Annotated in this window: 20 protein-coding genes; 13 read left to right on the forward strand and 7 right to left on the reverse strand. The window is 66.4% G+C overall.

The features are described 5' to 3' along the window. Positions 1-77: 77 nt before the first annotated feature. From CEY08_RS10650 to CEY08_RS10660, 3 genes are all read left to right on the forward strand, one after another. Entirely contained in the window at positions 78-899 is an 822-nt protein-coding gene (locus tag CEY08_RS10650; RefSeq protein WP_076813761.1) for a glucose 1-dehydrogenase, read from the forward strand. Positions 900-916: 17 nt separating this feature from the next. Continuing rightward, on the forward strand, positions 917-2,734 hold the full coding sequence (locus CEY08_RS10655) for a glycoside hydrolase family 15 protein (protein ID WP_076813759.1): 1,818 nt from the start codon (positions 917-919) through the stop codon (positions 2,732-2,734). Between the two features lie 145 nt (positions 2,735-2,879). Continuing rightward, on the forward strand, positions 2,880-4,007 hold the full coding sequence (locus CEY08_RS10660) for an acyl-CoA dehydrogenase family protein (RefSeq protein ID WP_042793765.1): 1,128 nt from the start codon (positions 2,880-2,882) through the stop codon (positions 4,005-4,007). A gap of 19 nt (positions 4,008-4,026) precedes the next feature. On the opposite strand, the gene CEY08_RS10665 is transcribed toward CEY08_RS10660, so the two are convergent. The 5 genes from CEY08_RS10665 to CEY08_RS10685 form a co-directional block, all read right to left on the reverse strand. After that, positions 4,027-4,398 (reverse strand): DUF2784 domain-containing protein, encoded by a 372-nt coding sequence (locus CEY08_RS10665; protein ID WP_076813757.1) that lies wholly within the window; start codon positions 4,396-4,398, stop codon positions 4,027-4,029. 13 nt (positions 4,399-4,411) lie between these two features. After that, positions 4,412-4,987, reverse strand: a complete 576-nt coding sequence (locus CEY08_RS10670) for a restriction endonuclease (RefSeq protein WP_042793763.1) — start codon at positions 4,985-4,987, stop codon at positions 4,412-4,414. A 33-nt stretch (positions 4,988-5,020) separates the two neighbouring features. Continuing rightward, the gene (locus CEY08_RS10675) at positions 5,021-5,266 is read right to left on the reverse strand and encodes an RNA-binding S4 domain-containing protein (protein ID WP_076813755.1); all 246 of its coding nucleotides are present in this window, start codon (positions 5,264-5,266) and stop codon (positions 5,021-5,023) included. Positions 5,267-5,297: 31 nt separating this feature from the next. Beyond that, positions 5,298-5,963, reverse strand: coding sequence for a DUF502 domain-containing protein (locus CEY08_RS10680; protein ID WP_042797088.1), 666 nt, complete (start codon positions 5,961-5,963; stop codon positions 5,298-5,300). A 122-nt stretch (positions 5,964-6,085) separates the two neighbouring features. Further along, positions 6,086-6,553 carry an Lrp/AsnC ligand binding domain-containing protein gene (locus CEY08_RS10685; RefSeq protein WP_042793761.1) on the reverse strand — a complete coding sequence of 156 codons (468 nt, stop codon included), beginning with the start codon at positions 6,551-6,553 and terminating at the stop codon, positions 6,086-6,088. A gap of 135 nt (positions 6,554-6,688) precedes the next feature. Here CEY08_RS10685 and CEY08_RS10690 point away from each other — a divergent pair, with 135 nt between their 5' ends. From CEY08_RS10690 to CEY08_RS10705, 4 genes are all read left to right on the forward strand, one after another. Further along, positions 6,689-7,990: a D-amino acid dehydrogenase gene (locus CEY08_RS10690; protein ID WP_076813753.1), complete on the forward strand. Its 1,302-nt coding sequence runs from the start codon at positions 6,689-6,691 to the stop codon at positions 7,988-7,990. A gap of 79 nt (positions 7,991-8,069) precedes the next feature. After that, positions 8,070-9,197, forward strand: coding sequence for a metallophosphoesterase family protein (locus CEY08_RS10695; protein ID WP_063640143.1), 1,128 nt, complete (start codon positions 8,070-8,072; stop codon positions 9,195-9,197). Further along, a complete protein-coding gene (locus CEY08_RS10700; RefSeq protein ID WP_076813751.1) occupies positions 9,194-11,818 on the forward strand; it encodes an AAA family ATPase in 2,625 nt (874 codons plus the stop codon). Before CEY08_RS10695 ends, CEY08_RS10700 begins: the two co-directional genes overlap by 4 nt. Positions 11,819-12,188: 370 nt before the next feature. Further along, a complete protein-coding gene (locus CEY08_RS10705) occupies positions 12,189-13,058 on the forward strand; it encodes a DMT family transporter (RefSeq protein ID WP_076813749.1) in 870 nt (289 codons plus the stop codon). A 19-nt stretch (positions 13,059-13,077) separates the two neighbouring features. Here the strand turns inward: CEY08_RS10705 and CEY08_RS10710 are convergent, their stop codons facing one another. Beyond that, entirely contained in the window at positions 13,078-13,959 is an 882-nt protein-coding gene (locus tag CEY08_RS10710; RefSeq protein ID WP_076813747.1) for a hypothetical protein, read from the reverse strand. A gap of 463 nt (positions 13,960-14,422) precedes the next feature. Beyond that, entirely contained in the window at positions 14,423-15,409 is a 987-nt protein-coding gene (locus CEY08_RS10715) for a Bug family tripartite tricarboxylate transporter substrate binding protein (RefSeq protein ID WP_076813745.1), read from the reverse strand. Between the two features lie 553 nt (positions 15,410-15,962). Between CEY08_RS10715 and CEY08_RS10720 the strand changes: the two genes are divergently transcribed. The 6 genes from CEY08_RS10720 to mnhG are packed head-to-tail and all read left to right on the forward strand — an operon-like array spanning position 15,963 to position 21,948. After that, positions 15,963-18,878 carry a monovalent cation/H+ antiporter subunit A gene (locus CEY08_RS10720; protein ID WP_076813743.1) on the forward strand — a complete coding sequence of 972 codons (2,916 nt, stop codon included), beginning with the start codon at positions 15,963-15,965 and terminating at the stop codon, positions 18,876-18,878. Then, on the forward strand, positions 18,878-19,222 hold the full coding sequence (locus CEY08_RS10725; protein WP_013394081.1) for a Na+/H+ antiporter subunit C: 345 nt from the start codon (positions 18,878-18,880) through the stop codon (positions 19,220-19,222). Before CEY08_RS10720 ends, CEY08_RS10725 begins: the two co-directional genes overlap by 1 nt. Continuing rightward, on the forward strand, positions 19,219-20,850 hold the full coding sequence (locus CEY08_RS10730) for a monovalent cation/H+ antiporter subunit D (protein ID WP_076813741.1): 1,632 nt from the start codon (positions 19,219-19,221) through the stop codon (positions 20,848-20,850). The genes CEY08_RS10725 and CEY08_RS10730 overlap by 4 nt, the downstream gene beginning before the upstream one ends. Further along, positions 20,850-21,332: a Na+/H+ antiporter subunit E gene (locus CEY08_RS10735; protein ID WP_042793752.1), complete on the forward strand. Its 483-nt coding sequence runs from the start codon at positions 20,850-20,852 to the stop codon at positions 21,330-21,332. Before CEY08_RS10730 ends, CEY08_RS10735 begins: the two co-directional genes overlap by 1 nt. Next, positions 21,329-21,610 (forward strand): K+/H+ antiporter subunit F, encoded by a 282-nt coding sequence (locus CEY08_RS10740; RefSeq protein ID WP_042793751.1) that lies wholly within the window; start codon positions 21,329-21,331, stop codon positions 21,608-21,610. Before CEY08_RS10735 ends, CEY08_RS10740 begins: the two co-directional genes overlap by 4 nt. After that, positions 21,607-21,948, forward strand: a complete 342-nt coding sequence (gene mnhG / locus CEY08_RS10745; protein ID WP_042793750.1) for a monovalent cation/H(+) antiporter subunit G — start codon at positions 21,607-21,609, stop codon at positions 21,946-21,948. Before CEY08_RS10740 ends, mnhG begins: the two co-directional genes overlap by 4 nt. Positions 21,949-22,069 lie beyond the last annotated feature (121 nt).

Here is a 22,069-nt window from a genome sequence, read left to right on the forward strand (position 1 = left end):
CCCGTCCGCGGTACTACCCTGGACTTTCTACACGCGGCGGCCGGCCTCGATGCGTAGCGGTCGCCAGGGAGGCAGGCATGCAGCACGCGACGGAACTGCGCGGCCGGGTGGCCGTGGTGACAGGGGCATCCTCCGGCATCGGCCGGGCCACCGCGATCGCGCTGGCGGCGGCTGGCGCGCAAGTGGTGATCAATCATCGCGCGGGTGGCGATTCCCAGGGGCGCGCGGCGGCGGTCGCCGAGGCAATACAACGCCAGGGCGGGACCGCCGTCACCGCGGCCGCCGACATCGCCAAGGAGGCCGAGGTGGATCACCTGTTTGCGCAGGCGCTTCAGCACTACGGCCGGCTCGACATCCTGGTCAACAATGCGGGCATCGAGCACGCATCACCCATAGCGGACATGGCGCTGGCCGATTGGCAGCGCGTCATCGACGTGAACCTCACGGGGCATTTCCTCTGCGCCCGCGCCGCGGCCAGGGTGTTCCAGTCGCAGCCGCCGGACCCGGCGCGCCAGGGGGTGGCCCTGGGCAATATCCTCTTCATCAGTTCCGTTCACGAAGTCATTCCCTGGGCTTTCCAGGTGAATTACGCGGCGTCCAAAGGCGGCGTTTCCATGCTGATGAAATCCCTGGCCCAGGAGTTGGCGCCCGCCAGGATACGCGTCAATTCCATCGCGCCAGGCGCCATACGCACCGCCATCAACCAGCCGGCGTGGGATACACCCGAAAGCCTCGCCAAGCTGCTGAAGCTGATTCCCTATGGCCGCATCGGCGAGCCGGAAGATGTGGCGCGCGCGGCGGTATGGCTGGCGAGCGACGCTTCGGACTACGTTACCGGCACGACCTTGTTCGTCGACGGCGGCATGACCCTGTATCCCGAATTCCGGGGGGCGGGCTAGGGCCCGCGTGCAAAGCCATGTCCAAGCCGCTGGAAGACTACGGATTGATCGGCAACATGCTGTCGGCCGCGTTGGTGGCGCGCGACGGATCCATCGACTGGCTGTGTCTGCCTCACTTTGATTCCCCCGCATGCTTTGCCGCGCTGTTGGGAGACGAGCGGCACGGACATTGGCGCATCGCGCCGCATGCGCGCAACTGCACGGTGTCGCGCCGCTACGTGCCCGACACGGCGGTGCTGGAAACGCGCTACGAAACCAGTTCGGGCACGGCGCTGCTGTACGACTTCATGCCCTTGAGCGACGACGACGAGCGCGCCGACGTGGTGCGCATCGTGCGCGGCGAATCCGGGCACGTGCAGATGGACATGGAGATGGTGCTGCGCTTTAACTACGGGCAGGCCGTGCCCTGGGTGCGCCGGCGCGACTACGGCCTGAGTGCCATCGCCGGCCCGGACGCGGTGGAACTGCACACGCCGGTGGATCTTGCCGGACACGAACTGACTACCACGGCGCGCTTCACCGTGCATCCGGGCCGGGTGGTGCCGTTCACGCTCTCTTATCACCGGTCGCACCGCACGCCGCACTTCGTGCCTGACCGCGTGGAAAGCATGGACCGCACAATCTCCTGGTGGCAGGAATGGGCCAAACGCTGCCGCTGGGAGGGGGGCGACGAACGGCGCGACGCCGTGGTGCGGTCGCTGATCACCCTCAAGCTGCTGACCTTCCATCCCACCGGCGGCATCATCGCCGCGCCTACGACCTCGCTGCCCGAGGCGCTGGGCGGCACCCGTAACTGGGATTACCGGCATTGCTGGCTGCGCGATTCGGCGCTGACCCTGTATGCATTGCTCAATGCCGGTTACCGGGAGGAGGCCGAGGCCTGGCGCCAATGGCTGTTGCGGGCCGTGGCCGGCCACCCCGATCAACTGCAGATCATGTACGGCATTGCAGGCGAGCGCTGGCTGCCCGAACTGGAGATCCCGTGGTTGCCGGGCTACGAGGGCAGCCTGCCGGTGCGCCGCGGCAACGGCGCCGCTGGCCAGAGCCAGTTGGATGTCTACGGAGAACTCATCGAAACCCTCTATGCCGCGCGGGCGGCCGACCTTGCGCCGCTGGCCGAAGCATGGCGGCTCCAGAATGTGCTGCTGGAGCCTTTGCGGGACCGTTGGAAGGAACTGGATCATGGCATCTGGGAGGTGCGGGGAGAACGTCGCGCCTTTACGCATTCGCGGCTGATGTGCTGGGTGGCGTTCGACCGCGCGGTGCAGTCCTGCGTGCGCTTCGGGCTGCGCGGGCCGCAGGACGAGTGGCAGCGCCTTGCCGACCGCATCCACGCGGACATCTGCAAACACGGCTACAACCCGGCTCGCGGCAGCTTCGTACAAAGCTATGGATCGGACGAGCTGGATGCCAGCCTGTTGCTCATTCCCCAAGTGGGTTTCCTGCCCGCCGACGATCCCCGCGTGACTGGCACGGTGCGCGCCATCGAGCGCGAGCTGCTGCGCGACGGCCTGTTGTTGCGCTATTCCACTCAGCATGCGAGTGACGGCCTGCCCGGAGACGAAGGGGTGTTCCTGGCCTGCAGCTTCTGGCTGGCCGACGCCTACGTCATGCAGGGCCGGATCGAGGACGCCGAACGCCTGTTCGAACGGTTGCTGGCCCTGCGCAATGACCTGGGCCTGCTGGCGGAGGAATACGACGTCGGCCGGCGTCGCCTGGTGGGTAACTTCCCGCAAGGCTTCTCCCATATCGGGTTGGTGAACACGGCGTACAACCTGAGCCGCGCCAGCGGTCCCGCGCGTCAGCGTTCCGAGCAGGACGCGCCGCGTGAGTAGGCCCGCCCACGGTGGCGTCCAGCGCGTGCTGGCCGGGCCTGCCGCGGTGTATCCTGGCGTTCATGCGGCGCCCGCGGGCCGGGCCCGACCTCGCAGAACAGAGCAGGCCGAGCAACGGCCGCCACCGTACCCAGGAGAGACAGGCATGCTTTTGACGGAAGAACAGCAAAGCGTTCAGGAAATGGCGCGCCGTTTTGCGCAGGAGCGCTTGGCGCCCAACTCGGAGCGCTGGGACCACGAACATCACTATCCCGCCGACGCCATCGCCGAAATGGCGCAGCTGGGCTTCTTCGGCATGCTGGTGCCCGAGGCGTGGGACGGCAATGACAGCGGCTATATCTCGTATGCGGTCGCGCTGGAGGAGATCGCGGCCGGCAACGGGGCCTGCTCCACCATCATGAGCGTGCATAACTCGGTCGCCTGCATGCCCATCCTGAAGTTCGGCACCGACGCGCAAAAAGAGCAGTTCCTGCGGCCGCTCGCGACCGGCGAGCACATTGGCGCCTTTGCGCTCACCGAGCCCCAGGCGGGGTCGGATGCCAGCAGCCTGCATACCCGGGCGCGCCGCGACGGCGACGACTACATACTGAACGGTGCCAAACAGTTCATCACCTCCGGGCGTAGCGGCCAGGTCGTGATCGTGTTCGCGGTTACCGACCCCGAAGCAGGCAAGCGCGGCATTTCCGCGTTCATTGTGCCTACCGATACTCCGGGCTACAAAGTCCTGCGGGTGGAGGACAAGCTGGGCCAGCATGCTTCGGACACCTGCCAGATCGCGTTCGAGGACATGCGTATCCCGGCCGCCTACCGGCTGGGCGCGGAAGGCGAGGGCTACAAGATCGCCCTGTCCAACCTGGAGGGCGGGCGCATCGGCATCGCCTCCCAATCCGTCGGCATGGCGCGCGCGGCATTCGAATGCGCGCGAGACTACGCGCGCGACCGGCAGGCCTTCGGCAAACCCATCATGGAGCATCAGGCGGTTTCCTTCCGCCTGGCCGACATGGCAACGCAGATACACGCGGCGCGCCAGATGGTGCTGCACGCGGCGGCGCTGCGCGAAGCCGGCAGGCCGGCGCTGACCGAAGCGTCCATGGCCAAGCTGTTTGCTTCCGAAATGGCCGAGAAGGTATGTTCCGCCGCCATCCAGACCTTGGGCGGCTACGGTTACCTGAAGGATTTTCCGGTGGAACGCATTTACCGCGACGTGCGCGTGTGCCAGATCTATGAAGGCACGAGCGACATCCAGCGCCTGGTCATCGCCCGTAGTCTGTAGGGACGGTGGCGCCAGGCCCCTAGGCCGGCCGGCGCCGGCCGCGCCTGGCCCACAGCGTGTAGATGACGATATTGCCCACGATCAGCAGCGCGGCAAGCACGATCTGCGTTTTGCGAGTGATGCCTTCGGGGTAGATGAGCCCCAGCAGATAGTGTTCGATGAAGCCGCCGGCATAGCCTTGCTGGCCGGCCTGCTGCCGCAGGGAAATCTCCAGCGGCGTCAGCGGGCAGATCCAGCCCATGCCTATCACCAGCGCGCCCCAGGCCAGCGCCGGCCAATGCAGATAGGCGATCCAACGCTTCCACAGCGCCAGCAAGCCGCCGAACACCACGAAGGCAACGAAGAGGCCGTGCACCATGAGCACGAGGTCGGCGAGCAGGCGGTAGCTCATGGCCGTGCTCGGCTTACGGTTTGAGGTCCCGCAGCAGCTTGGCCAGTTCCGGCGCGGTCATCAGCGACACGCCCTGCGACCGGGCGTACTGCAGCGCATTGTCCGAGACTTCGCCCAGCGCTATGTAGATGGCTTCGCGCGCGCCGCGTTTTTCGCGTGTGGCCTGCAGCTCGCGCAGGGGCTCGACGCCGACGCGGGCCGCTTTCCACCGCTTGGCGCTGACCAGGGCGACGTGGCCGTCCTTGCTCAGCGCGAAGTCGGCGCCGGGCAGCTGCAGGCGCTGCACTTCGCAGCCATCGCGGCGGAATCCGGCTTCAACCGTGCGCGAAAAATCCGCCCACGACATGCCGGCCGCGGCCTCGGCCACCGCTTGCACCCGCGCGTTCGAGGGCGAGCGCAGCTGCTTGTAGGCCGCCATGATGGCGATGACGGCGAACGGCACCGCCGCGAATACGCCCATCGCCGCGTACTCCAAGGGCAGCGCCGCGAAGCCCGCCGCCGACAGCAACACGGCGACGCCGGCGCTCATCCACCACGGCGAGCGCAGCAGCACGGCAAAGATGGAGTTCTGGGACATCTTGAATTTCATGGCGGCTCGCGGGGTTGCTGTGGTGAAAGGGTTTCAGGCGTCCTGGCCGCCGGAGCCAGAAGCGCGCACGACGATGCGCACGTCGCCGCAGGTGACAATCTGCCCGGCGCGGATCTTTGCCGTCTTGCGGCTTTCCACCACGCCGCCCACGCTGACGTGGCCTTCGGCCACGAGCATCTTGCCCGCGCCACCGCTGTCGCATACGCCCGTGGCCTTGAGCAGCTGGTTGACTTCTATATAGGGGCTGCCTTCGGCCAGCGTGAATTCAATGATGGGCATATCGTGTCTGTCGTAGGGGGAGAGGGGACGTTCAGGGCTGGCTGCCGCCCGGGGCGCCGCCCGGCGCATCGGCCGGAGGTTCCTGAGCGGGCGGGCGGCTGGTGTTGTTGGGGGTTTCGGCGCGCGCCATCCAGGCGATCAGGGAGGAGCGCATGGCTTCTTCCACGGACATCTGGATGGGCTGCACCCATTCTTGCGGCACGAACACCGTGTAGCCGCCAATCATGTAACCCATGGGCAGGTACACGGCCACGCGTTCGCCCTGGGTGAATCCTTCAGGCAGGCCTTCCATGTTGCGGCGCGTGACCAGGCCCACCAGTTCCATCTGCTGGCCCGGCACGCGCAGGATCACGACCTGCTGGGCGGTGTTCTTGGAGCTGGGCGAGAAATAATCCGCGAAGCTCTTCAGCGAAGAGTAGATGCTCTTGACCACCGGCAGGTTGGTGAACGGCATTTCCAGCAGCACCAGCACGCGTTGCACGCGCTCTTTGGACACCAGGTAGCCGATGGCGAGAATGCCCAATATGCCTAGCGCCAGGCCCATGCCGGGCACATAGAACCCGCCGATGAAGGGCCGCAGGAACGTCAGCGCCACGGCTTCGGTCCAGGCCAGGAAGATATAGAGCAGGTAGATCGTCAGCGCCAGCGGCAGGACGGTGATCAATCCGCGGAAGAAGTACTTGTAGAGGCGAGTCATGGACATAGGCAAATAAATTAGGGTCGGATTACGCGGCAATGGCACGCGCCGAGGGGTCGCCAGCATAGCAGCCAGCGCCGGATCGGCCGGTAACAAACGGCGTGCGGCCCGCTGCGGCGGCGCTAGCGGTCCACGGGGAGGTACAGGGTCTCCTTGATTTCCTCCATGACCACGTAGCTGCGGGATTCGGCGGACGCGGGCAGGCGCTTGAGGATTTCGCCGAGGAGACGGCGGTATTCATTCATTTCAGTCAGGCGGGCCTTGACCAGGTAATCGAAGTCGCCGGACACCAGGTGGCATTCCATGACTTCGGGCACATACAGCAGCTCTTTCTTGACCTTGTCGAAGACGTCGCCCGATTTGGCCGACAGCTTGATCTCCAGGAAGACGAGCAGGTTCTTGCCCAGCGCCGCCGGGTTGACGCGCGCATGGTAACCCGTGATGACGCCTTCCCGCTCCATGCGCTTGATGCGGTCGGAGCAGGGGGTGGCGGAAAGGCTGATCCGGTCGGCCAGTTCGGTGACGGAAATGCGGCCTTCCCGCTGCAGGATATCCAGGATTTTCAGGTCGATACGGTCTAGCTCGCGCATTTCACTTTTGGCGGTGGAAAAACGGGATGGTCCCGAGAAAAAGCACTGTCAAAGAAAAATCTTCAGTGCTTTTCACTGCTGAGAGGCTCATAGACTACCGAAATTCCTGAACAAAACCAATCATCGGAAAGAATCATGCACGTCATCGTCCTCGGCAGCGGCGTCATCGGCACCACCACCGCTTATTATCTGGCCCGCCAGGGCGCCAAAGTCACGGTGGTGGACCGCCAGCCGTCGGCGGCGCAGGAGACCAGCTACGCGAACGCCGGCCAGGTTTCTCCGGGCTATTCCACGCCTTGGGCCGCGCCAGGCATTCCGCTGAAGGCCATCAAATGGCTGTTCCAGAAGCACGCGCCGCTGGCCATTCGCCTGGACGGCAGCGTGTACCAGCTGAAGTGGATGGCGGCCATGCTGGCCAATTGTTCGGCGGAACGCTACTCGGTGAACAAAGAGCGCATGCTGCGCCTGTCGGAGTACAGCCGCGACTGCCTGCGCGAATTGCGCCAATCCACCGGCATCCATTATGAAGAGCGCGCGCGCGGCACCCTGCAGCTGTTCCGCACCGAGGCCCAGCTGGAAGCCGCCCGCCGCGATATCGCCGTGCTGGAAGAAGTGGGCGTGCCTTACGAACTGCTGGACCGCAACCGCTTGGTGACGGCCGAGCCGGCGCTGGCGCGTTCGCTGCACAAGCTGTCGGGCGGCCTGCGTCTGCCCAACGATGAAACCGGCGATTGCCAACTGTTCACGACGCGCCTGGCCGAAATGGCCAAGAGCTTGGGCGTGGAGTTCCGCTTCGGCCAGGCGGTGTCGGGCCTGAACACGGCCGGCGGCCAGATTACCGGCGTGCGCGTGGGCAACGAAGTGCTGACCGCGGATCGCTATGTCGCCGCCTTTGGCAGTTACACGCGCGGCTTCCTGGAACCGCTGGGCCTGGACTTGCCGGTATACCCGGTCAAGGGCTACTCCCTCACCATTCCCATGACGGACGAGTCCGCCGCGCCGGTCTCGACCATTCTGGACGAAACCTACAAGATCGCCGTGACGCGGTTCGACAAGCGCATCCGCGTGGGCGGCATGGCCGAGCTGTCCGGCTTCGACCTGCGCCTGAAGGAAGCGCGCCGCAAGACGCTGGAACTGGTCGTCAACGATCTGTTCCCGGGCAGCGGCAACGTGGCCCAAGCCGAATTCTGGACCGGCCTGCGTCCCATGACGCCGGACAGCACGCCGGTGGTGGGGGCGACCCGCTACGGCAATCTGTACCTGAACACCGGCCATGGCACGCTAGGCTGGACCATGGCCTGCGGTTCCGGCAAGCTGGTGGCCGATCTGGTCATGGGTCAGCGCCCCGCCATCCGCACGGACGGTCTGGGTTTGTCCCGCTATGACCGCAAGGCGGCGTCCAATCAATCGCTGGTGCTGGACGGCAAGAGCGCCTGATCCTGCTTGCGGCAAGCCGGCGGCGATTCTTCCCGATTCCGCCGCCGATCCCGCGCACGGGCCATCTACAATGGCCCGCATGACCCATTTCCTGCACACCGCCGACTGGCAGATCGGCCGACAGTACGGCCAGTTTGAAACCGAAGACGCCGCCATACTGGCCGAGGCCCGCTTCGATGTCGTCGCCCGCATCGCGACGCTGGCCGCCGAGCGCGGCGTGGACGCCGTGCTGGTGGCGGGCGACGTTTTCGATACCCAGGGCGTCTCGGACCGGACGATACGCCGCTTGTTCGGCGCCATGGCGGCATACGCCGGGCCGTGGGTCATGATCGCCGGCAACCATGATGCGGCGCTCGCCGAGAGCGTGTGGAGCAGGGCGGCGCAGCTGGGCTGCATTCCATCCAACGTGCATGTGCCGCTGCGCAGCGGCGTGGTGGATCTGGACAGCGCCAACCTCGCCGTGCTGGCCGCGCCATTGACGCAACGCCATACCTATGACGACGTGACGCAGGCCTTCGACGCGATGGAAACGCAGACCGGCCGCATCCGCGTTGGCCTGGCGCACGGCAGCGTGGCCGGCCGCCTGCCAGACACCATAGATGCCACCAACCCCATCGCTGCCGACCGCGCATCGCGCGCGCGCCTGGACTACCTGGCGCTGGGCGACTGGCATGGCTGCCTTGCCATCGATGAACACACTTGGTATGCCGGCACGCCGGAACAGGATCGCTTTCGGGGCAACGAACCCGGTTATGCCCTCCATGTGCGTATCGACGGGCCAGGAGCCGTGCCCCTCGTCGAGCGGGTTCCGACGGGCAAGTACCGCTGGTTGGCGTGGTCCGAAACGCTGAGCCTGCCTTCGGACGCGCAGGCGCTGGCCGCGCGCCTGGCAGAACTGCGCGCCGAGGACGTGTTGCGCCTGGATGTGCAAGGGCACGTCAACATGGAAACCTGGGAAGCTTTGCAGGGCGCCGTGGACCAGGCGGCCGCCCAGGTGCGGGCGTTGCTGCCGGACCTCTCGGGCTTGCTGCTGGAGCCCGACGAGGCCGATCTCGCGGAACTCCGCGCCAGCGGCTACGTGGGCGAGGTGGCGGCGCAATTGCAGGCGTTGCAGACGGATCCGGACCAAGCCGCGGTAGCCGGCGAGGCCTTGCGGCTACTGCTTCGTTTCCAGAGGGAAAGCGCGGCGTCGGGAGCCGTCAAATGAAGCTTGCGCGCATCGCCCTGGAAGAGTTCCGCAAATTCCGCCAGCCCATGGTGCTGGATGGGCTGCAGGGCGGCCTGAACCTGTTCGTGGGGCCCAACGAGGCCGGCAAAAGTACCGTCGCCGCGGCGATCCGTTCCGCCTTTCTTGAACGCTACAGCACCAGCAAAGTCGCCGACCTGGCGCCGCATGGCGAATCCGGCGCGCGGCCCAGCGTGGAACTGGAATTCACGCACGCCGGGCACAGTTACGTGCTGAAAAAGCAGTTCCTGTCCCGCGCCCGTTGCGAACTGCTGATCGACGGCGGCGCGCAGCGTCTGGACGGCGAAGAGGCTGAGAACGCGTTGGCCGCACTGCTGGGCTTCGAGTTGCCCGGGCGCGGCCAGAGCAAGCCGGATCTGGCGGGCATACCAGGCCTGTTGTGGATTCAGCAGGGCGATGGCCAAAACCTGCAGGAAGCGGCCGGTTATGCGGGCGCGCATCTGCGCGATGCATTGACCCAGTTGTCCGGCGAACTCGCTTCCGGTGATGGGGACCGCTTGTATGAACGCGTGGCCGCCGAGCGCGGCGCGCTGCTGGACGCGCGCAACGGCCGCCCCAAGGGCGCGTACAAGGAAGTCGAGGACGCGCTTGCGCGCGCCGCCGCGGAACGAGACGAATGCGCGCGGGCCATGACGCAACTGAATGCGGACGTGGACCGCTTGGCCGAGTTGCGGCGCGACCATGAGCGCGCCCAGCTCGAAGAGCCCTGGAAGGATTTCGAGGCCAAGGCGGCCGAGGCGCGTGCGCGTCTGGCGGCTCTGGCCAAGGAGCGCGAGGCCTTCGAAGGCTTGCGCCGCGAACAGGCGCAAGCGGCGCAGACGCTGGCGCTGTTGCAGGATCAGGTCCGGCGCGACCAGCAGGACGAGGCCGAACTTCAGGCGTTGGCCGAAGAGGCTCGCACCGCTCGCGCCCGCGTTGATGCCGCCCGCGAACCCCTGGCGCGCGCGCAACACCAGCGGCAGGCGCATGCAGCCGCGGTGGACGCGGCGCGCCAGCGCGTCACAGCCCTGCAGGCCGTGGCCGACCGGCGCGACCTGGAACATCAATGGGTCCAGCTCAGCACGGAGATCGACCGCCTGGATGGCGCGTTGAAAGAAGTCACCGCGCTGATCGAGCAAGGTTCCGCGCTGAAGGCGGAGACCATGCGGATCGAGATCGCCGATGCCGACATCGAGGCGTTGCGCAAATGCGAACGCGAGCTGGCCAATCTGCAGTTGCAACAGCAGGCCAGCGCCACGCGCCTTTCCTATCAACTGGAAGCCGGCGGCCAGGCGCGGTTGGACGGCCGGGTCCTGAGCGGGGCGGATGAAGTGTTGCTGACCGCGGCGGCCGAGCTTAATTTGCCGGGCGTCGGACGTTTTCGCATCGAACCTGGCGGCAAGGACCTGCCCGCCCTGAAGCGCGAAATCGACGCGGCAGGGCAGGCCTGCTCGGCCTTGCTCAATCGACTGGGTGTCGAATCGCTGGCACAGGCGGAGCAACGCCATGCCCGCCACGGCGCCTTGCTGCGCGAGCTGGACGGCATGCGCAAGACGCTGGGCATTCATGCGCCCAAAGGCGTGGACGTCCTGCGCGGCCAACGCGACGATGCGCTCGCGCGGCGCGCGCAGCTGCAAGAACGCCTGGACAAACTGCCGCCCTTGGCGGACACGGACGGCGGCGATCTGCCCGCGGCGCTGCAGACCCTGCGCCAGGCCGAGACCGTATCCGCGCAGGCCGAGAGCGCGCTGGCCGCGGCGCAGCGCGCCTTGGATGCCGACAGTGCACGAGCCCAATTGCTGGAAGGCCAGGCCGCCGCCCGCAGTGCGGATCTGCGCTCGTCCGAGCGCGAGGCCCAACGGCAGGCCCGCGCAGGCCGTCTCGCGGAAGCGCGCAGCAGCCACGACGAGCTGGAGCGCCGAGTGAATGCGGCGCAGGCCGCCTTGGCCGGCCATCGTCCCGAACTCGCCGAACAGGACGTGCTGCGCTACGAGAAGTCCGCCGCCATTGAGCGCGATGCGCAACACAAGCGCCACGGCGACATCCTGCAATTGCAGGGCAAACTCGATCAGGCGGGCGCACAAGGCCTGGGCGAACGCCTGTCAGAGTCCGAGGCCGCCTGCGAACGCCTGGAACGCCGTCGGGCAGATTTTTCCCGCCGCGCAGCCGCCCTCGAACTCTTGCAGAAATTGTTGGCGGATAAGCGCGCGGCCGCCACGCAGCGCCTGCAGGCGCCATTGGCGAGCAGGCTGAACCATTATCTGGCACTGCTGTTTCCCGAGGCAGACCTGAGGCTGGACGATGCCTTGCTACCCACGGCGCTGCGCCGCGGTGGCGGCGAGGACTTGTTGTCCGCCCTCAGCTTTGGCACCCGGGAACAGCTGGGGATCCTGGCCCGCTTCGCCTACGCGGACCTGTTGCGCGAAGCCGGGCGGCCGACATTGCTGCTGCTGGACGACGCGCTCGTCCACACGGACGATGCGCGGCGCGACTTCATGAAGCGCGCGCTGTTCGACGCCGCCACCCGGCATCAGATCCTGATGTTCACGTGCCACGGCGAAGCATGGCGCGATATGGGGGTGGAGCAGCGGCGCATCGCTTGACCGCATTGCGCGCAGCCGGTAGGCTACGCCCCATGCCTTCCCACACGCCTCACGCCGACTTCGCCGCCGCTGCCGTTGCAGCGGGTGATCGCGCGCGCGAGGCGTCCCGGCACTCTGCTGTTTCCCCCGGTTTTTCTCCTGTCGTGTCCACGGTGGTATCGCCGCCGGTCGCGCCGCCTTGCGGCGTGGTCTCGGGCGCATATCCGCCTTCCGCGGCCGTCGTCGGCTGACGCCGTCCGCGACCCGACTCCAGCCCCTTCCTGAAGCGATTCGCCAGACGTCTTGACGCGATTGCGTCCGTCTTGCGCGTTTGCGTCCGCCTGCGCGGACGGGGCCGGAGCCTGTTAATACACCGACAGGTAGAAACCTCATGTCTTCCGATAGAAACGCGTGGACCGCTTACGGATCCACTTCCTTGTTCGTGCTGCTGTGGAGCGGCGGCGCGATTTTCGCCAAATGGGGGCTGTTTCACGCCTCCGCCTTCGGCTTTTTGCTGCTGCGCTTCACCTTGGCCCTTGCCGTGCTGCTGCTGGTCTGCGCGTGGCGGCGGCGCTGGCTGCCCGAACCCGGCACACGCCTCACCGTGGCGGCCACTGGCTTGCTGCTCATTGGGGGCTATTCCATCTGCTACTTGCTGGCGCTGGACCATGGCATCACGCCAGGGGTGCTGGCAACGTTGCTGGGCGCGCAGCCCATCCTGACGCTTGCCGTCATGGAACGGCGCTACTCACCGCCGCGCCTGGCCGGCCTGTTGCTGGCCTTGTGTGGGCTGGTGATGGTGGTTTCGCAAAGCATAGGCATGGCGCGCTTTTCAGTGGCGGGCATGGTCAGCGCACTCGCGGCGCTGCTTTGCATGACGGTCGGGGCCATTCTTCAGAAGCGGGTACGCCAGGCACCGATGGACGTCATGCCATTGCAGTATGCGGTCAGCCTGGCCCTGTGCTTGCTGTTTGTCCCGTTCCAGCCGATCCAGGTGGAGTGGGTGGCGGGTTTTGTCATTCCGTTGATCTGGATGGGCCTGGTGATTTCGGTAGGCGCGACCTTGCTGTTCTACCGCATGATCCAGGCGGGCAACCTCGTCAACGTCACAAGCCTGTTCTATCTGGTTCCCGCCGGCACGGCCGTCCTCGACTACCTGATCCTCGGCAACCGCCTATCGGTGCTGAGCCTGGGCGGGTTGGGGGCGATCCTGCTGGGACTGATGCTGGTGTTGCGCAGCCCGGCAGCAAGGAGTGCATAAGGGCGCCAGTGACCCGCCGTCATGCGTAGGCCGCGCTGTCCTGGCCGTCCCAGTGTCCGCTGACCAACTGTTGGGGCCGGCTCTGCGCCACCACCCGGGCGCAGGCGGACCAGGCGTCCAGGCGGACGCTCAGGCCGGCGTAGATGCCGTGGCCGGCGCCAGCCTCGATCACGCCTTCGGCTTGCACGCCTTCGCCAGCGCGGATCGAGCCCTCGGCGCGGATGTCCATGCCGGCGATCAGGCCCCAGCCGGAGGCGAGGTGGTCGCCGCAGTGGATGGAGCCGCCGGCCTGGATGCCGCAGGCCGCGTCAATTTCCTTTTCGGCGCGCACGTCGCCGCCGGCTTTGATGCCCTGGCCGCACTTGATGGCGCCTTGCGTCTGCACATCTTGTCCGGCATGCAAGTGGCCGGTGACTGCCAGGTCCTGCCCGGCGCAGATGTCCCATTTGGCGCGCACGTTGCCGCTGCAATCGAGGCGCGTGGCCGTCTCGATGCCCCAGTCGGCGGTGACGTCGCCGCCCGCGCGCAGGTTGCCGCCGCTGGCGATGTTGGCCCCGGCGGTGATGTTCTCGCCGGCCTGGATGGTTTCGCCGGCCCGGATGCCGCCGCCCGTGACGATGCTGCGCCCGGCGCGCACCACGCTGTCCACGTTGATGCCCATGCGCACTTCGAGCGTGCCGGCAAAGACGATCGCGTTGGCGTCGACGGAATCCAGCCGCAGCACGGCGTCGGTGGGACCGAACTGGTCCAGCAGCCAGCAGGCGTCGCTGACGCGTCCGTCGGCGACCAAGGCGTCAAGCACGGCTTGGTAGTCTCCCTGGCCGTTGTGGTCGCGGATGAACCATTTGTAGCCGCCCGCGCAGGGGTTCTTGGCTTTGACGAAGTTCTTGGTGAGTTGCATGGCGCTTGGAATAGGTCGGTGCGTGGCCTGGCGGCAAGCCGGCGACGGCGTGCGACAGAGGGACGAGACGGATAGCCCGGCCACGCGGCAGGGCGTCCGCCGGCCGGCAGCAAGGCTGCGCAATGCGCGGATGTGCGCAGGCAGCCGGCGGCGGGCCGGTACAAGAATCAGAAAGGGGAAAAGCGGGCGATTAGCCGGGCTTGGATCGCGCGTAGGCGGAGCGCGCGGCGACTTCCTGCGAGCTCAACAGGGTCGAGCGCAGGGCGCAAAGCGCACAGGCGGCGCAGGGAGGGGAGAAAAGATGGGATCGCACGGTCGCACATGCTACCACCGGGGCGATTGCAGTCAAGCGGGGGCCTCGGAATGGCGGCGGCGCAGGACGGTGATGAAAAAAACCGGCCTGGGAAACAGGCCGGCTTTGGGGGCGGGCGCCGGGCTGGGCCGGCGCGCGGTCGATGGGCGGTCAGTTCGTCGACTGGATGTTGCGTTCCTTGGCGATGCGCTGGCGCAGTTCCAGCTCGCGCTTGATCTGGGCGGCATACTCGGCGGGCGTGTTGCCGTCCACCAGCGAGCCGCCGTCGGCCAGGCGTTGAACGATCTTCGGATCCTTGAGCGCCTTGACGGCGGCGTCATGGATGCGGTCGATCACGGCCTGCGGCGTGCCCGCGGGCGCGACCAGGCCGTACCAGGCCATGTTGTCCATTTCCGGCAGGCCGCCTTCGGAGAAGGTGGGGACGTCCGGCAGCGCGGGCAGGCGCTTGGGCGCGGCCACGGCCAGGGCGCGCAGCTTGCCGGCCTGGATGTGGGGCATGGAGGAGGGCAGGTTGTCGAACTGGGCGTTGACCTGGCCGGCAATCACGTCGTTGAGCGCCGGGCCCGAGCCGCGGTACGGCACGTGCACCATGTCGGTCTTGGTCAGCGATTTGAACAGTTCGCCGTCCAGGTGGCCGATGCCGCCCGCGCCCGAGGACGCGTAGGCGTACTTGCCGGGGTTGGCCTTCAGCAGGGCGATGAATTCGGCCAGGTTCTTGGCCGGCACCGCCGGGTTGACCGTCAGCACGTTGGGGACGTTCACCATATTGGTGATGGGGGAGAAGTCCTTGAGCGGGTCGTACGGGTTCTTGGGATTGGTGGCCGGGTTGGTGGCCATGGTGCTGACGGTGGCCACGCCCAGGGTGTAGCCGTCGGGCGTGGAGCGGGCCAGGGCATCGGCGCCGATCGAGCCGCCGCCGCCGCCACGGTTCTCGACGACGACGGCCTGGCCGAGTTCTCGGCCCAGGCCTTCGGCGACGATGCGCGCCACGATGTCGGTCGTGCCGCCGGCCGCGAAGGGGACGATAAGGCGGATGGGCTTGTTGGGATAGGGGTCGGCGGCCTGCGCGGCGGTGCTAAGGCAGACGCCCGCGATTGCGGCGGCCAGGATGGCCTTTGCTTGGGACAGCACGGTCAAGAGTCTTCTCCATATTATTGAATTTCCGACCCGGCCGGCTTCTTGGGCCGGCGTCGGTGAAGCCTGTCCGGCCGGGATGCTGGCGCGGTCGATGCTTCATGGGCGCCATTCCACACAGTAAATATTCGGTGGTCAACCCGGAGAGACCCCGGGTTGCCCAGGGTTATTTTTTTGTGGCGTTGTTGTCGGAAGAAGCATGGAGTAGACGAAAAAATCCAATGCTGACAAAGACATGAATGGCTTCTGGAATATTTCAATTGCGCAAGGATTGCGCATCTATCTTGCCGTCATCCACGTGGTAAACACATAAATCTCTGCATAACTTACAAGAATCTGATATTTTTCGTATGAGATTCTTGGCCGGTCTTGCAAGAAAGCTATTGCGTTTGTTTCTGTCTGCGCCGTTCAATGGCGTTGGTTGATGTCCCCCGCGGGGCAACGTGTAGTGCAGCGACGCACCGGGCCAGGGTTCCGTCCGTTTTTCAATCCCCGGTCTGTTCGTCTTTCGCTGCCTTGCGCTGGCGGGAGGGGGCCCGGACACTCTCGGAACGCCATGTCGCTGATCCTGATCCTCGCTCTGCCGTTTGCCGGCAGCCTGTGCGCCGCGCTGCTGCCATCCAACGCCCGCAATGCCGAGGCGTGGTTGGCAGGCCTCATCGCCCTGGTCTGTGTGGTTCTGGTCGCCAGCCTCTATCCCGAAGTCGCCAATGGCGGAGTGGTCCGCTTCGACATGCCCTGGGCGCCCGCCCTGGGCCTGCAGTTCACCCTGCGCATGGACGGCTACGCCTGGCTGTTCGCCCTGATCGTGTCCGCCATGGGCGCGCTGGTGGTGCTGTACGCCCGCTACTACATGTCGCCGGAGGATCCGGTCCCGCGCTTTTTTTCTTTTTTCCAGGCCTTCATGGCCGCCATGCTGGGCGTGGTGCTATCGGGCAACCTGATCCAACTGGTCATGTTCTGGGAAATGACCAGCCTGGCGTCCTTCATGCTGATCGCCTATTGGCACCACCGCCTGGACGCCCGCCGTGGCGCGCGCATGGCGCTGACGGTCACGGGCGGGGGCGGGCTGTGCCTGCTGGCCGGCGTGCTCATCCTCGGCCATATTGTTGGCAGCTACGACATGGACCGCGTGTTGGCGGCGGGCGACCTGGTGCGCGCCGATCCCTGGTATCCGGCCGTGCTGATCCTGGTGGCGCTGGGCGCATTGACCAAGAGCGCACAGTTTCCCTTTCATTTCTGGCTGCCCAACGCCATGGCCGCGCCCACGCCGGTGTCGGCTTACCTGCACTCGGCCACGATGGTGAAAGCGGGTGTGTTCCTGCTGGCGCGTTTCTGGCCAGTGCTCGCCGGCACGGACGAGTGGTTCTGGATCATCGGCGGGGCAGGCTTGATCACACTGGTGCTGGGAGCCTATGCCGCGATCTTCCAGCAGGACATGAAGGGCGTGCTGGCGTATTCCACTATCAGCCACCTGGGACTGATTACGCTGTTGCTGGGCCTGAATAGCCCGCTGGCGCTGGTCGCGGCCATTTTCCACATGATCAACCACGCCACGTTCAAGGCCTCCTTGTTCATGGCGGCCGGCATTGTGGACCACGAAACCGGCACGCGCGACCTGAGCCGGTTGTCGGGGCTGTACAAGGCGATGCCCATCACCGCCACGCTGGCGATGGTGGCGGCCGCATCCATGGCCGGCGTGCCGCTGCTAAACGGCTTCCTGTCCAAGGAAATGTTCTTTGCCGAAACGACTTTCGTCAGCGGCGATCGCCTTACCGAGATCGGCCTGCCGCTGCTGGCGACGATCGCCGGGGCGTTCAGCGTGGCCTATTCGCTGCGTTTCATCCTGCAGGTGTTCTTCGGCCCGCCAGCGACCGACCTGCCGCGCGCGCCGCATGAGCCGCCGCGCTGGATGCTGTTTCCCAGCGCGCTGCTCGTCGCCATCTGTCTGCTGGTGGGCGTGGTGCCCGGCCTGACGGTCGGTCCCTTCCTCGCGACCGCAGCCCAGAGCATTCTGGGCCAGGACATGCCCGAGTACAGCCTGGCCGTCTGGCACGGGCTGAACCTGCCGCTGGTCATGAGCCTGGTCGCCACCATGGCCGGCATCCTGCTGTATCTGGCCTTGCGCGCGCATCAGCGCGCCAAGCCGGGCAGGGTGCCGTTCATCTACCGGCTGGATGGCCGCCGCACTTTCGAAGCGCTGCTGGACGGCTCCAGTGTTGCCGCCGCCTGGCTGCTGCGCTGGCTCGCGTCTTCGCGTTTGCAAGTGCAGATGCTGCTGATCGTGCTGGGGACGCTGTTCGTGGCCTGGCTGCCGCTGCGTGCGGGCGGCTGGCTCGAAGGCACCGGCCGCATGACTCCGATAGATCCGGCGTTCGCCTTGCTGTGGTTGGTGGGAGCGGGTTGTGCGCTGGCCGCGGCCTACCAGGCGAAGTACCACCGCCTGGCATCGCTGGCGCTGGCCGGGGGGGCGGGGCTGATCACCTGCCTGACCTTCGTCTGGTTCTCGGCACCCGACCTGGCGTTGACCCAGCTGTCGGTCGAGGTGGTGACGCTGGTGCTGTTGCTGCTGGGCCTGCGCTGGCTGCCGCGTCGCATCGCGCAGGACGAGGACGAAAGCCTGAAGGTCACGCTGCGCGCGCGTGGTCGCCGCCTGCGCGACCTGCTGATGGCTGGCGCCGCCGGCACGGGCATGGCCGCGCTGGCCTACGCAGTGCTGGTGCGCCCGCAAGGCGACACCATTTCCTCGTATTTCGTGGACCGCGCGCTGCCCGATGGCGGCGGCACCAATGTCGTGAACGTCATCCTGGTGGATTTCCGCGGCTTCGATACATTCGGCGAGATTACGGTATTGGGTATCGTGGCCCTGACGGTCTATGCGCTGCTGCGCCGCTTCCGTCCGGCCGCGGAGAGCGCGGACCTGCCGCGCCAGCAGATCGACCAGGACGGGGGCGTGCCCGCCGCGCCGGACATCAAGTCGCTGGTGCCTGCCGGTTCGATGATGGTGCCCACCGTGCTGGTGCGCCTGCTGCTGCCCACCGCGGCCTTGATCTCCGTGTATTTCCTGCTGCGCGGCCACAACCAACCTGGCGGCGGTTTCGTGGGCGGGCTGATATTTGCCACCGCGGTCATCCTGCAATACATGGTCGGCGGGGTCTACTGGGTGGAGTCGCGCAGCCGCCTCAACCCGCAGAACTGGATCGGCATCGGCCTGCTTTTCGCGGGCTCCGCCGCGGTGATCGCGTGGCTGGCCTACAAGCCTTTCCTGGCGGCGCTGTCGTGGGACATCGCGCTGCCGCTGGTCGGCCATGTGCATCTGTCCAGCGTGCTGCTCTTCGACCTGGGTGTCTACATGCTGGTCGTGGGATCGACCGTGCTGGTGCTGGTGGCGCTGGCTCACCAATCGCTGCGCGCGCAACGCAAGGCAGCCGCCGAAATCCAGGCGGCCGCCGCACAAACAGGGGAAGCCTGATGGAATTGATATACGCCATCGCTATCGGTGTCTTGGCGGGCTCGGGCGTCTGGCTGCTGCTGCGGCCCCGGACGTTCCAGTTCATCATGGGCCTGTCACTGGTTTCCTATGCGGTAAACCTGTTCATTTTCGGCATGGGCCGGCTGACCTCGGGGCGTCCGCCCGTTGTGGATCCCGCGGTGGCTCATGATCCTTCCTGGTATGCGGATCCGCTGCCGCAGGCGCTGGTGCTGACGGCCATCGTGATCGGCTTCGCCACCACCGCGTTGTTCCTGGTTGTGCTGCTGGCCTCGCGTGGCCTCACGGGTACCGACCACGTTGATGGACGGGAGTCCCAATCTTGAGTTTCTGGCTGCAACACCTACCTGTCTTGCCCATCGTCACGCCGCTGGCAGCCGGCGCGGCGATGCTCCTGCTGGCTGATACCCGCCGCTACACCCGTGGCGCCATTGCGCTAGCCTCGACCCTGGGCCAACTGGCCGCCGCCATCGCCTTGCTGGTGGTTGCGGGCGGCGGGGTGCCGGGCGTCTGGCCCGACGGGGTAGGGGTCTATCTCGTGGGCGACTGGCCCGCGCCATTCGGCATCGTGCTGGTGGTCGACCGCCTGGCTGCGGTGATGTTGACCCTGACCGCGACACTCGGCCTGGCAACACTCATTTATGCGCTGGCGCGCTGGGATCGCTCCGGCGTCCATTTCCATTCGCTGTTCCAGTTCCTGCTGATGGGCCTGAGCGGCGCGTTCCTCACGGGCGATCTGTTCAACCTCTTTGTCTTCTTCGAAGTCCTGCTGGCGGCATCGTATGGGTTGCTGCTGCATGGTTCCGGCGTGGCGCGCGTCAGCGCCGGCCTGCAGTACATCGCCGTCAACCTGGTGGCCTCCTTCCTGTTGCTGATCAGCATTGCGCTGATCTATGGCGTGACCGGCACGCTGAACATGGCGGACCTGGCGGTGCGCGCCGGACAGTTGACGGGCGCGGAGCGCATGCTGTTCGAGGCAGGCGCGGCCATCCTGGGCGTGGCCTTCCTGGTGAAGGCGGGCGCCTGGCCGTTGAACTTCTGGCTGGTCAAGGGTTACGGCTCGGCCGGCGCGCCGATTGCAGCCATGTTCTCCATCATGACCAAGGTGGGCATCTATGCGCTGCTGCGCATCGGCTCATTGCTGCTGCCCACGGGCGCGCCGGCGGCGTTCAGCCTGGACTGGATGTTCGCGGCCGGACTGGCCACGCTGCTGTTTGGCGGCTTGGGCCTGCTGGCGACCCAGCAGCTGGAAAAAATGGTGGGTTATTGCGTGATCGTGTCTGCGGGCACGCTTCTGACGGCGCTGGGCATGCCGGGCGTGACGCTGACCGGTCCGGCGCTGTTCTACCTGATCAGTTCGGTGCTGACGACCGGCGCGTTCTTCCTGCTGGCCGAGTTGATCGAGCGGACTCGCAGCTTTGGCGCCAACGTGCTGGCCGTGACCCTGGACGCGTTTGACCTGGACGATCCAGCCTCGGTCAACCGGTCCGACGACGTGGTCGGCGTAGCCATTCCCGCGGCCATGGCATTCCTGGGCCTGGCCTTTATTTCCTGCGCCTTGCTGGTGACAGGCCTGCCGCCCCTGTCGGGCTTTGTCGCGAAGCTGTCGCTGCTGTCCGCCGCGGTATCGGCTGCCAACGAGTCGGTCGTGCCGATGGATGCCTGGATTCTGGTGGCCGCCGTGCTGCTTTCCGGGTTTGCCGGCCTTATCGGGCTGGGTCGTACCGGCATCCGGGTGTTCTGGGCCAGCGATGACCGCAGCACGCCGCGCCTGCGTCTGATCGAAGCCGGGCCGGTCGCGGTGCTGTTGCTGCTTTGCGTGGGGCTGGCGGCCGGCGCGGGGCCCGTCTCGGCCTACCTGGACGATGCGGCCCGCTCGCTGGACCAGCCCAAGTCCTATATCGACGCCGTCATGTCCGCGCAGACCGTGCGCGGCCTCAAGGGAGGAAGCTGATGCGCCGCCTCTACTTCCTGTTCTTGCCCGTCTACCTGTTTGTCCTCTGGCTGGTGCTCAACGAGAGCGCCTCCGCCGGACAGGTTGCGCTGGGCATCGCGCTGGCGCTCTGGTTCACCTGGGCGGCCTCCCGCCTGCGTCCGCTGCGCGCGCGGCCGCGCCGGCTGTGGAAAGCCGTGCCGCTGTTCCTGCACGTGACGGCCGACATCATCAAATCCAATATCGCCGTGGCGCGGCTGATCCTGAATCCGCGCCGCAATGATTTTTCGCCCGGGTTCATCATGATCCCGCTGACCATGCGCGACCCGCACGGCCTGGCGATGCTGGCATGCATCGTCACGTACACGCCGGGCACCGTCTGGGTGGACCTGACCGACGACCACCGCCTCAAGCTGCACGTGCTCGACCTGCAGAACGAAGGCGACTGGGTCAAGCTGGTTCAGGAACGCTACGAGCGCCCGCTGATGGAGATTTTCGAATGAACAACATACTTTTCTGGGCCGCCTCCTTCGCCTTGCTCTGCTTCGCGCTGGGCATGGTCTTCGCCGCCATCCGGCTGCTGCGCGGTCCCACCGCCCAGGACCGCGTGCTGGCTCTCGATACGCTTTACATCAACGGCATGCTGACCATGCTGGTGTTCGGCATCCGCTCCGGCACGTCCGTGTATTTCGATATTGCGCTGCTGATCGCATTGTTCGGCTTTGTCGGCTCCACCGCGATGGCGCGTTTCCTGCTGCGCGGCGAGGTGATCGAGCCATGATCGACGCACAGATCCCGTTGTGGGCGGGCATACCCGCCAGCATCCTGCTGGTGCTTGGCGGCCTGCTGGCGCTCACCGGCTCGGCCGGCTTGCTGCGTTTTCGCACCTTCTATGCGCGCATTCATGCGCCCACCCTGGGCAACACCATGGGGTGCGGCTGCGTGCTGGGAGCTTCGATCCTGGTGTTTTCGGCGCTGTCGGCCCGGCCGGTGTTTCACGAAGTCATCATCACTCTGCTGCTGATCGTGTCGTCGCCCGTGACCGCCATGCTGCTGATGCGCGCCGCCACCTACCGCAATCGCTTGAGCAAGACTGACGCGGACCGCGACGCCAGCTGAACCACGGTGCGCATGTTGCGCCGCGTCAATTGAAACGTCGGCTTACGATTTCAAGTCGCTGGACATGTAGCGGAAGCGTCATCGTGGGATAGTAGGGGGACGGTTCAATCAACTTCAAGGA

The organism is Achromobacter insolitus (assembly GCF_002209555.1).
Taxonomy (GTDB): Bacteria; Pseudomonadota; Gammaproteobacteria; order Burkholderiales; family Burkholderiaceae_B; genus Achromobacter; species Achromobacter insolitus.

Coding starts and splice junctions, on each gene's coding strand:
- CEY08_RS10650 (WP_076813761.1), top strand. CDS start 78: ATGCAGCACGCGACGGAACTGCGCGGCCGGGTGGCCGTGGTGACAGGG.
- CEY08_RS10655 (WP_076813759.1), top strand. CDS start 917: ATGTCCAAGCCGCTGGAAGACTACGGATTGATCGGCAACATGCTGTCG.
- CEY08_RS10660 (WP_042793765.1), top strand. CDS start 2,880: ATGCTTTTGACGGAAGAACAGCAAAGCGTTCAGGAAATGGCGCGCCGT.
- CEY08_RS10665 (WP_076813757.1), bottom strand. CDS start 4,398: ATGAGCTACCGCCTGCTCGCCGACCTCGTGCTCATGGTGCACGGCCTC.
- CEY08_RS10670 (WP_042793763.1), bottom strand. CDS start 4,987: ATGAAATTCAAGATGTCCCAGAACTCCATCTTTGCCGTGCTGCTGCGC.
- CEY08_RS10675 (WP_076813755.1), bottom strand. CDS start 5,266: ATGCCCATCATTGAATTCACGCTGGCCGAAGGCAGCCCCTATATAGAA.
- CEY08_RS10680 (WP_042797088.1), bottom strand. CDS start 5,963: ATGACTCGCCTCTACAAGTACTTCTTCCGCGGATTGATCACCGTCCTG.
- CEY08_RS10685 (WP_042793761.1), bottom strand. CDS start 6,553: ATGCGCGAGCTAGACCGTATCGACCTGAAAATCCTGGATATCCTGCAG.
- CEY08_RS10690 (WP_076813753.1), top strand. CDS start 6,689: ATGCACGTCATCGTCCTCGGCAGCGGCGTCATCGGCACCACCACCGCT.
- CEY08_RS10695 (WP_063640143.1), top strand. CDS start 8,070: ATGACCCATTTCCTGCACACCGCCGACTGGCAGATCGGCCGACAGTAC.
- CEY08_RS10700 (WP_076813751.1), top strand. CDS start 9,194: ATGAAGCTTGCGCGCATCGCCCTGGAAGAGTTCCGCAAATTCCGCCAG.
- CEY08_RS10705 (WP_076813749.1), top strand. CDS start 12,189: ATGTCTTCCGATAGAAACGCGTGGACCGCTTACGGATCCACTTCCTTG.
- CEY08_RS10710 (WP_076813747.1), bottom strand. CDS start 13,959: ATGCAACTCACCAAGAACTTCGTCAAAGCCAAGAACCCCTGCGCGGGC.
- CEY08_RS10720 (WP_076813743.1), top strand. CDS start 15,963: ATGTCGCTGATCCTGATCCTCGCTCTGCCGTTTGCCGGCAGCCTGTGC.
- CEY08_RS10725 (WP_013394081.1), top strand. CDS start 18,878: ATGGAATTGATATACGCCATCGCTATCGGTGTCTTGGCGGGCTCGGGC.
- CEY08_RS10735 (WP_042793752.1), top strand. CDS start 20,850: ATGCGCCGCCTCTACTTCCTGTTCTTGCCCGTCTACCTGTTTGTCCTC.
- CEY08_RS10740 (WP_042793751.1), top strand. CDS start 21,329: ATGAACAACATACTTTTCTGGGCCGCCTCCTTCGCCTTGCTCTGCTTC.
- mnhG (WP_042793750.1), top strand. CDS start 21,607: ATGATCGACGCACAGATCCCGTTGTGGGCGGGCATACCCGCCAGCATC.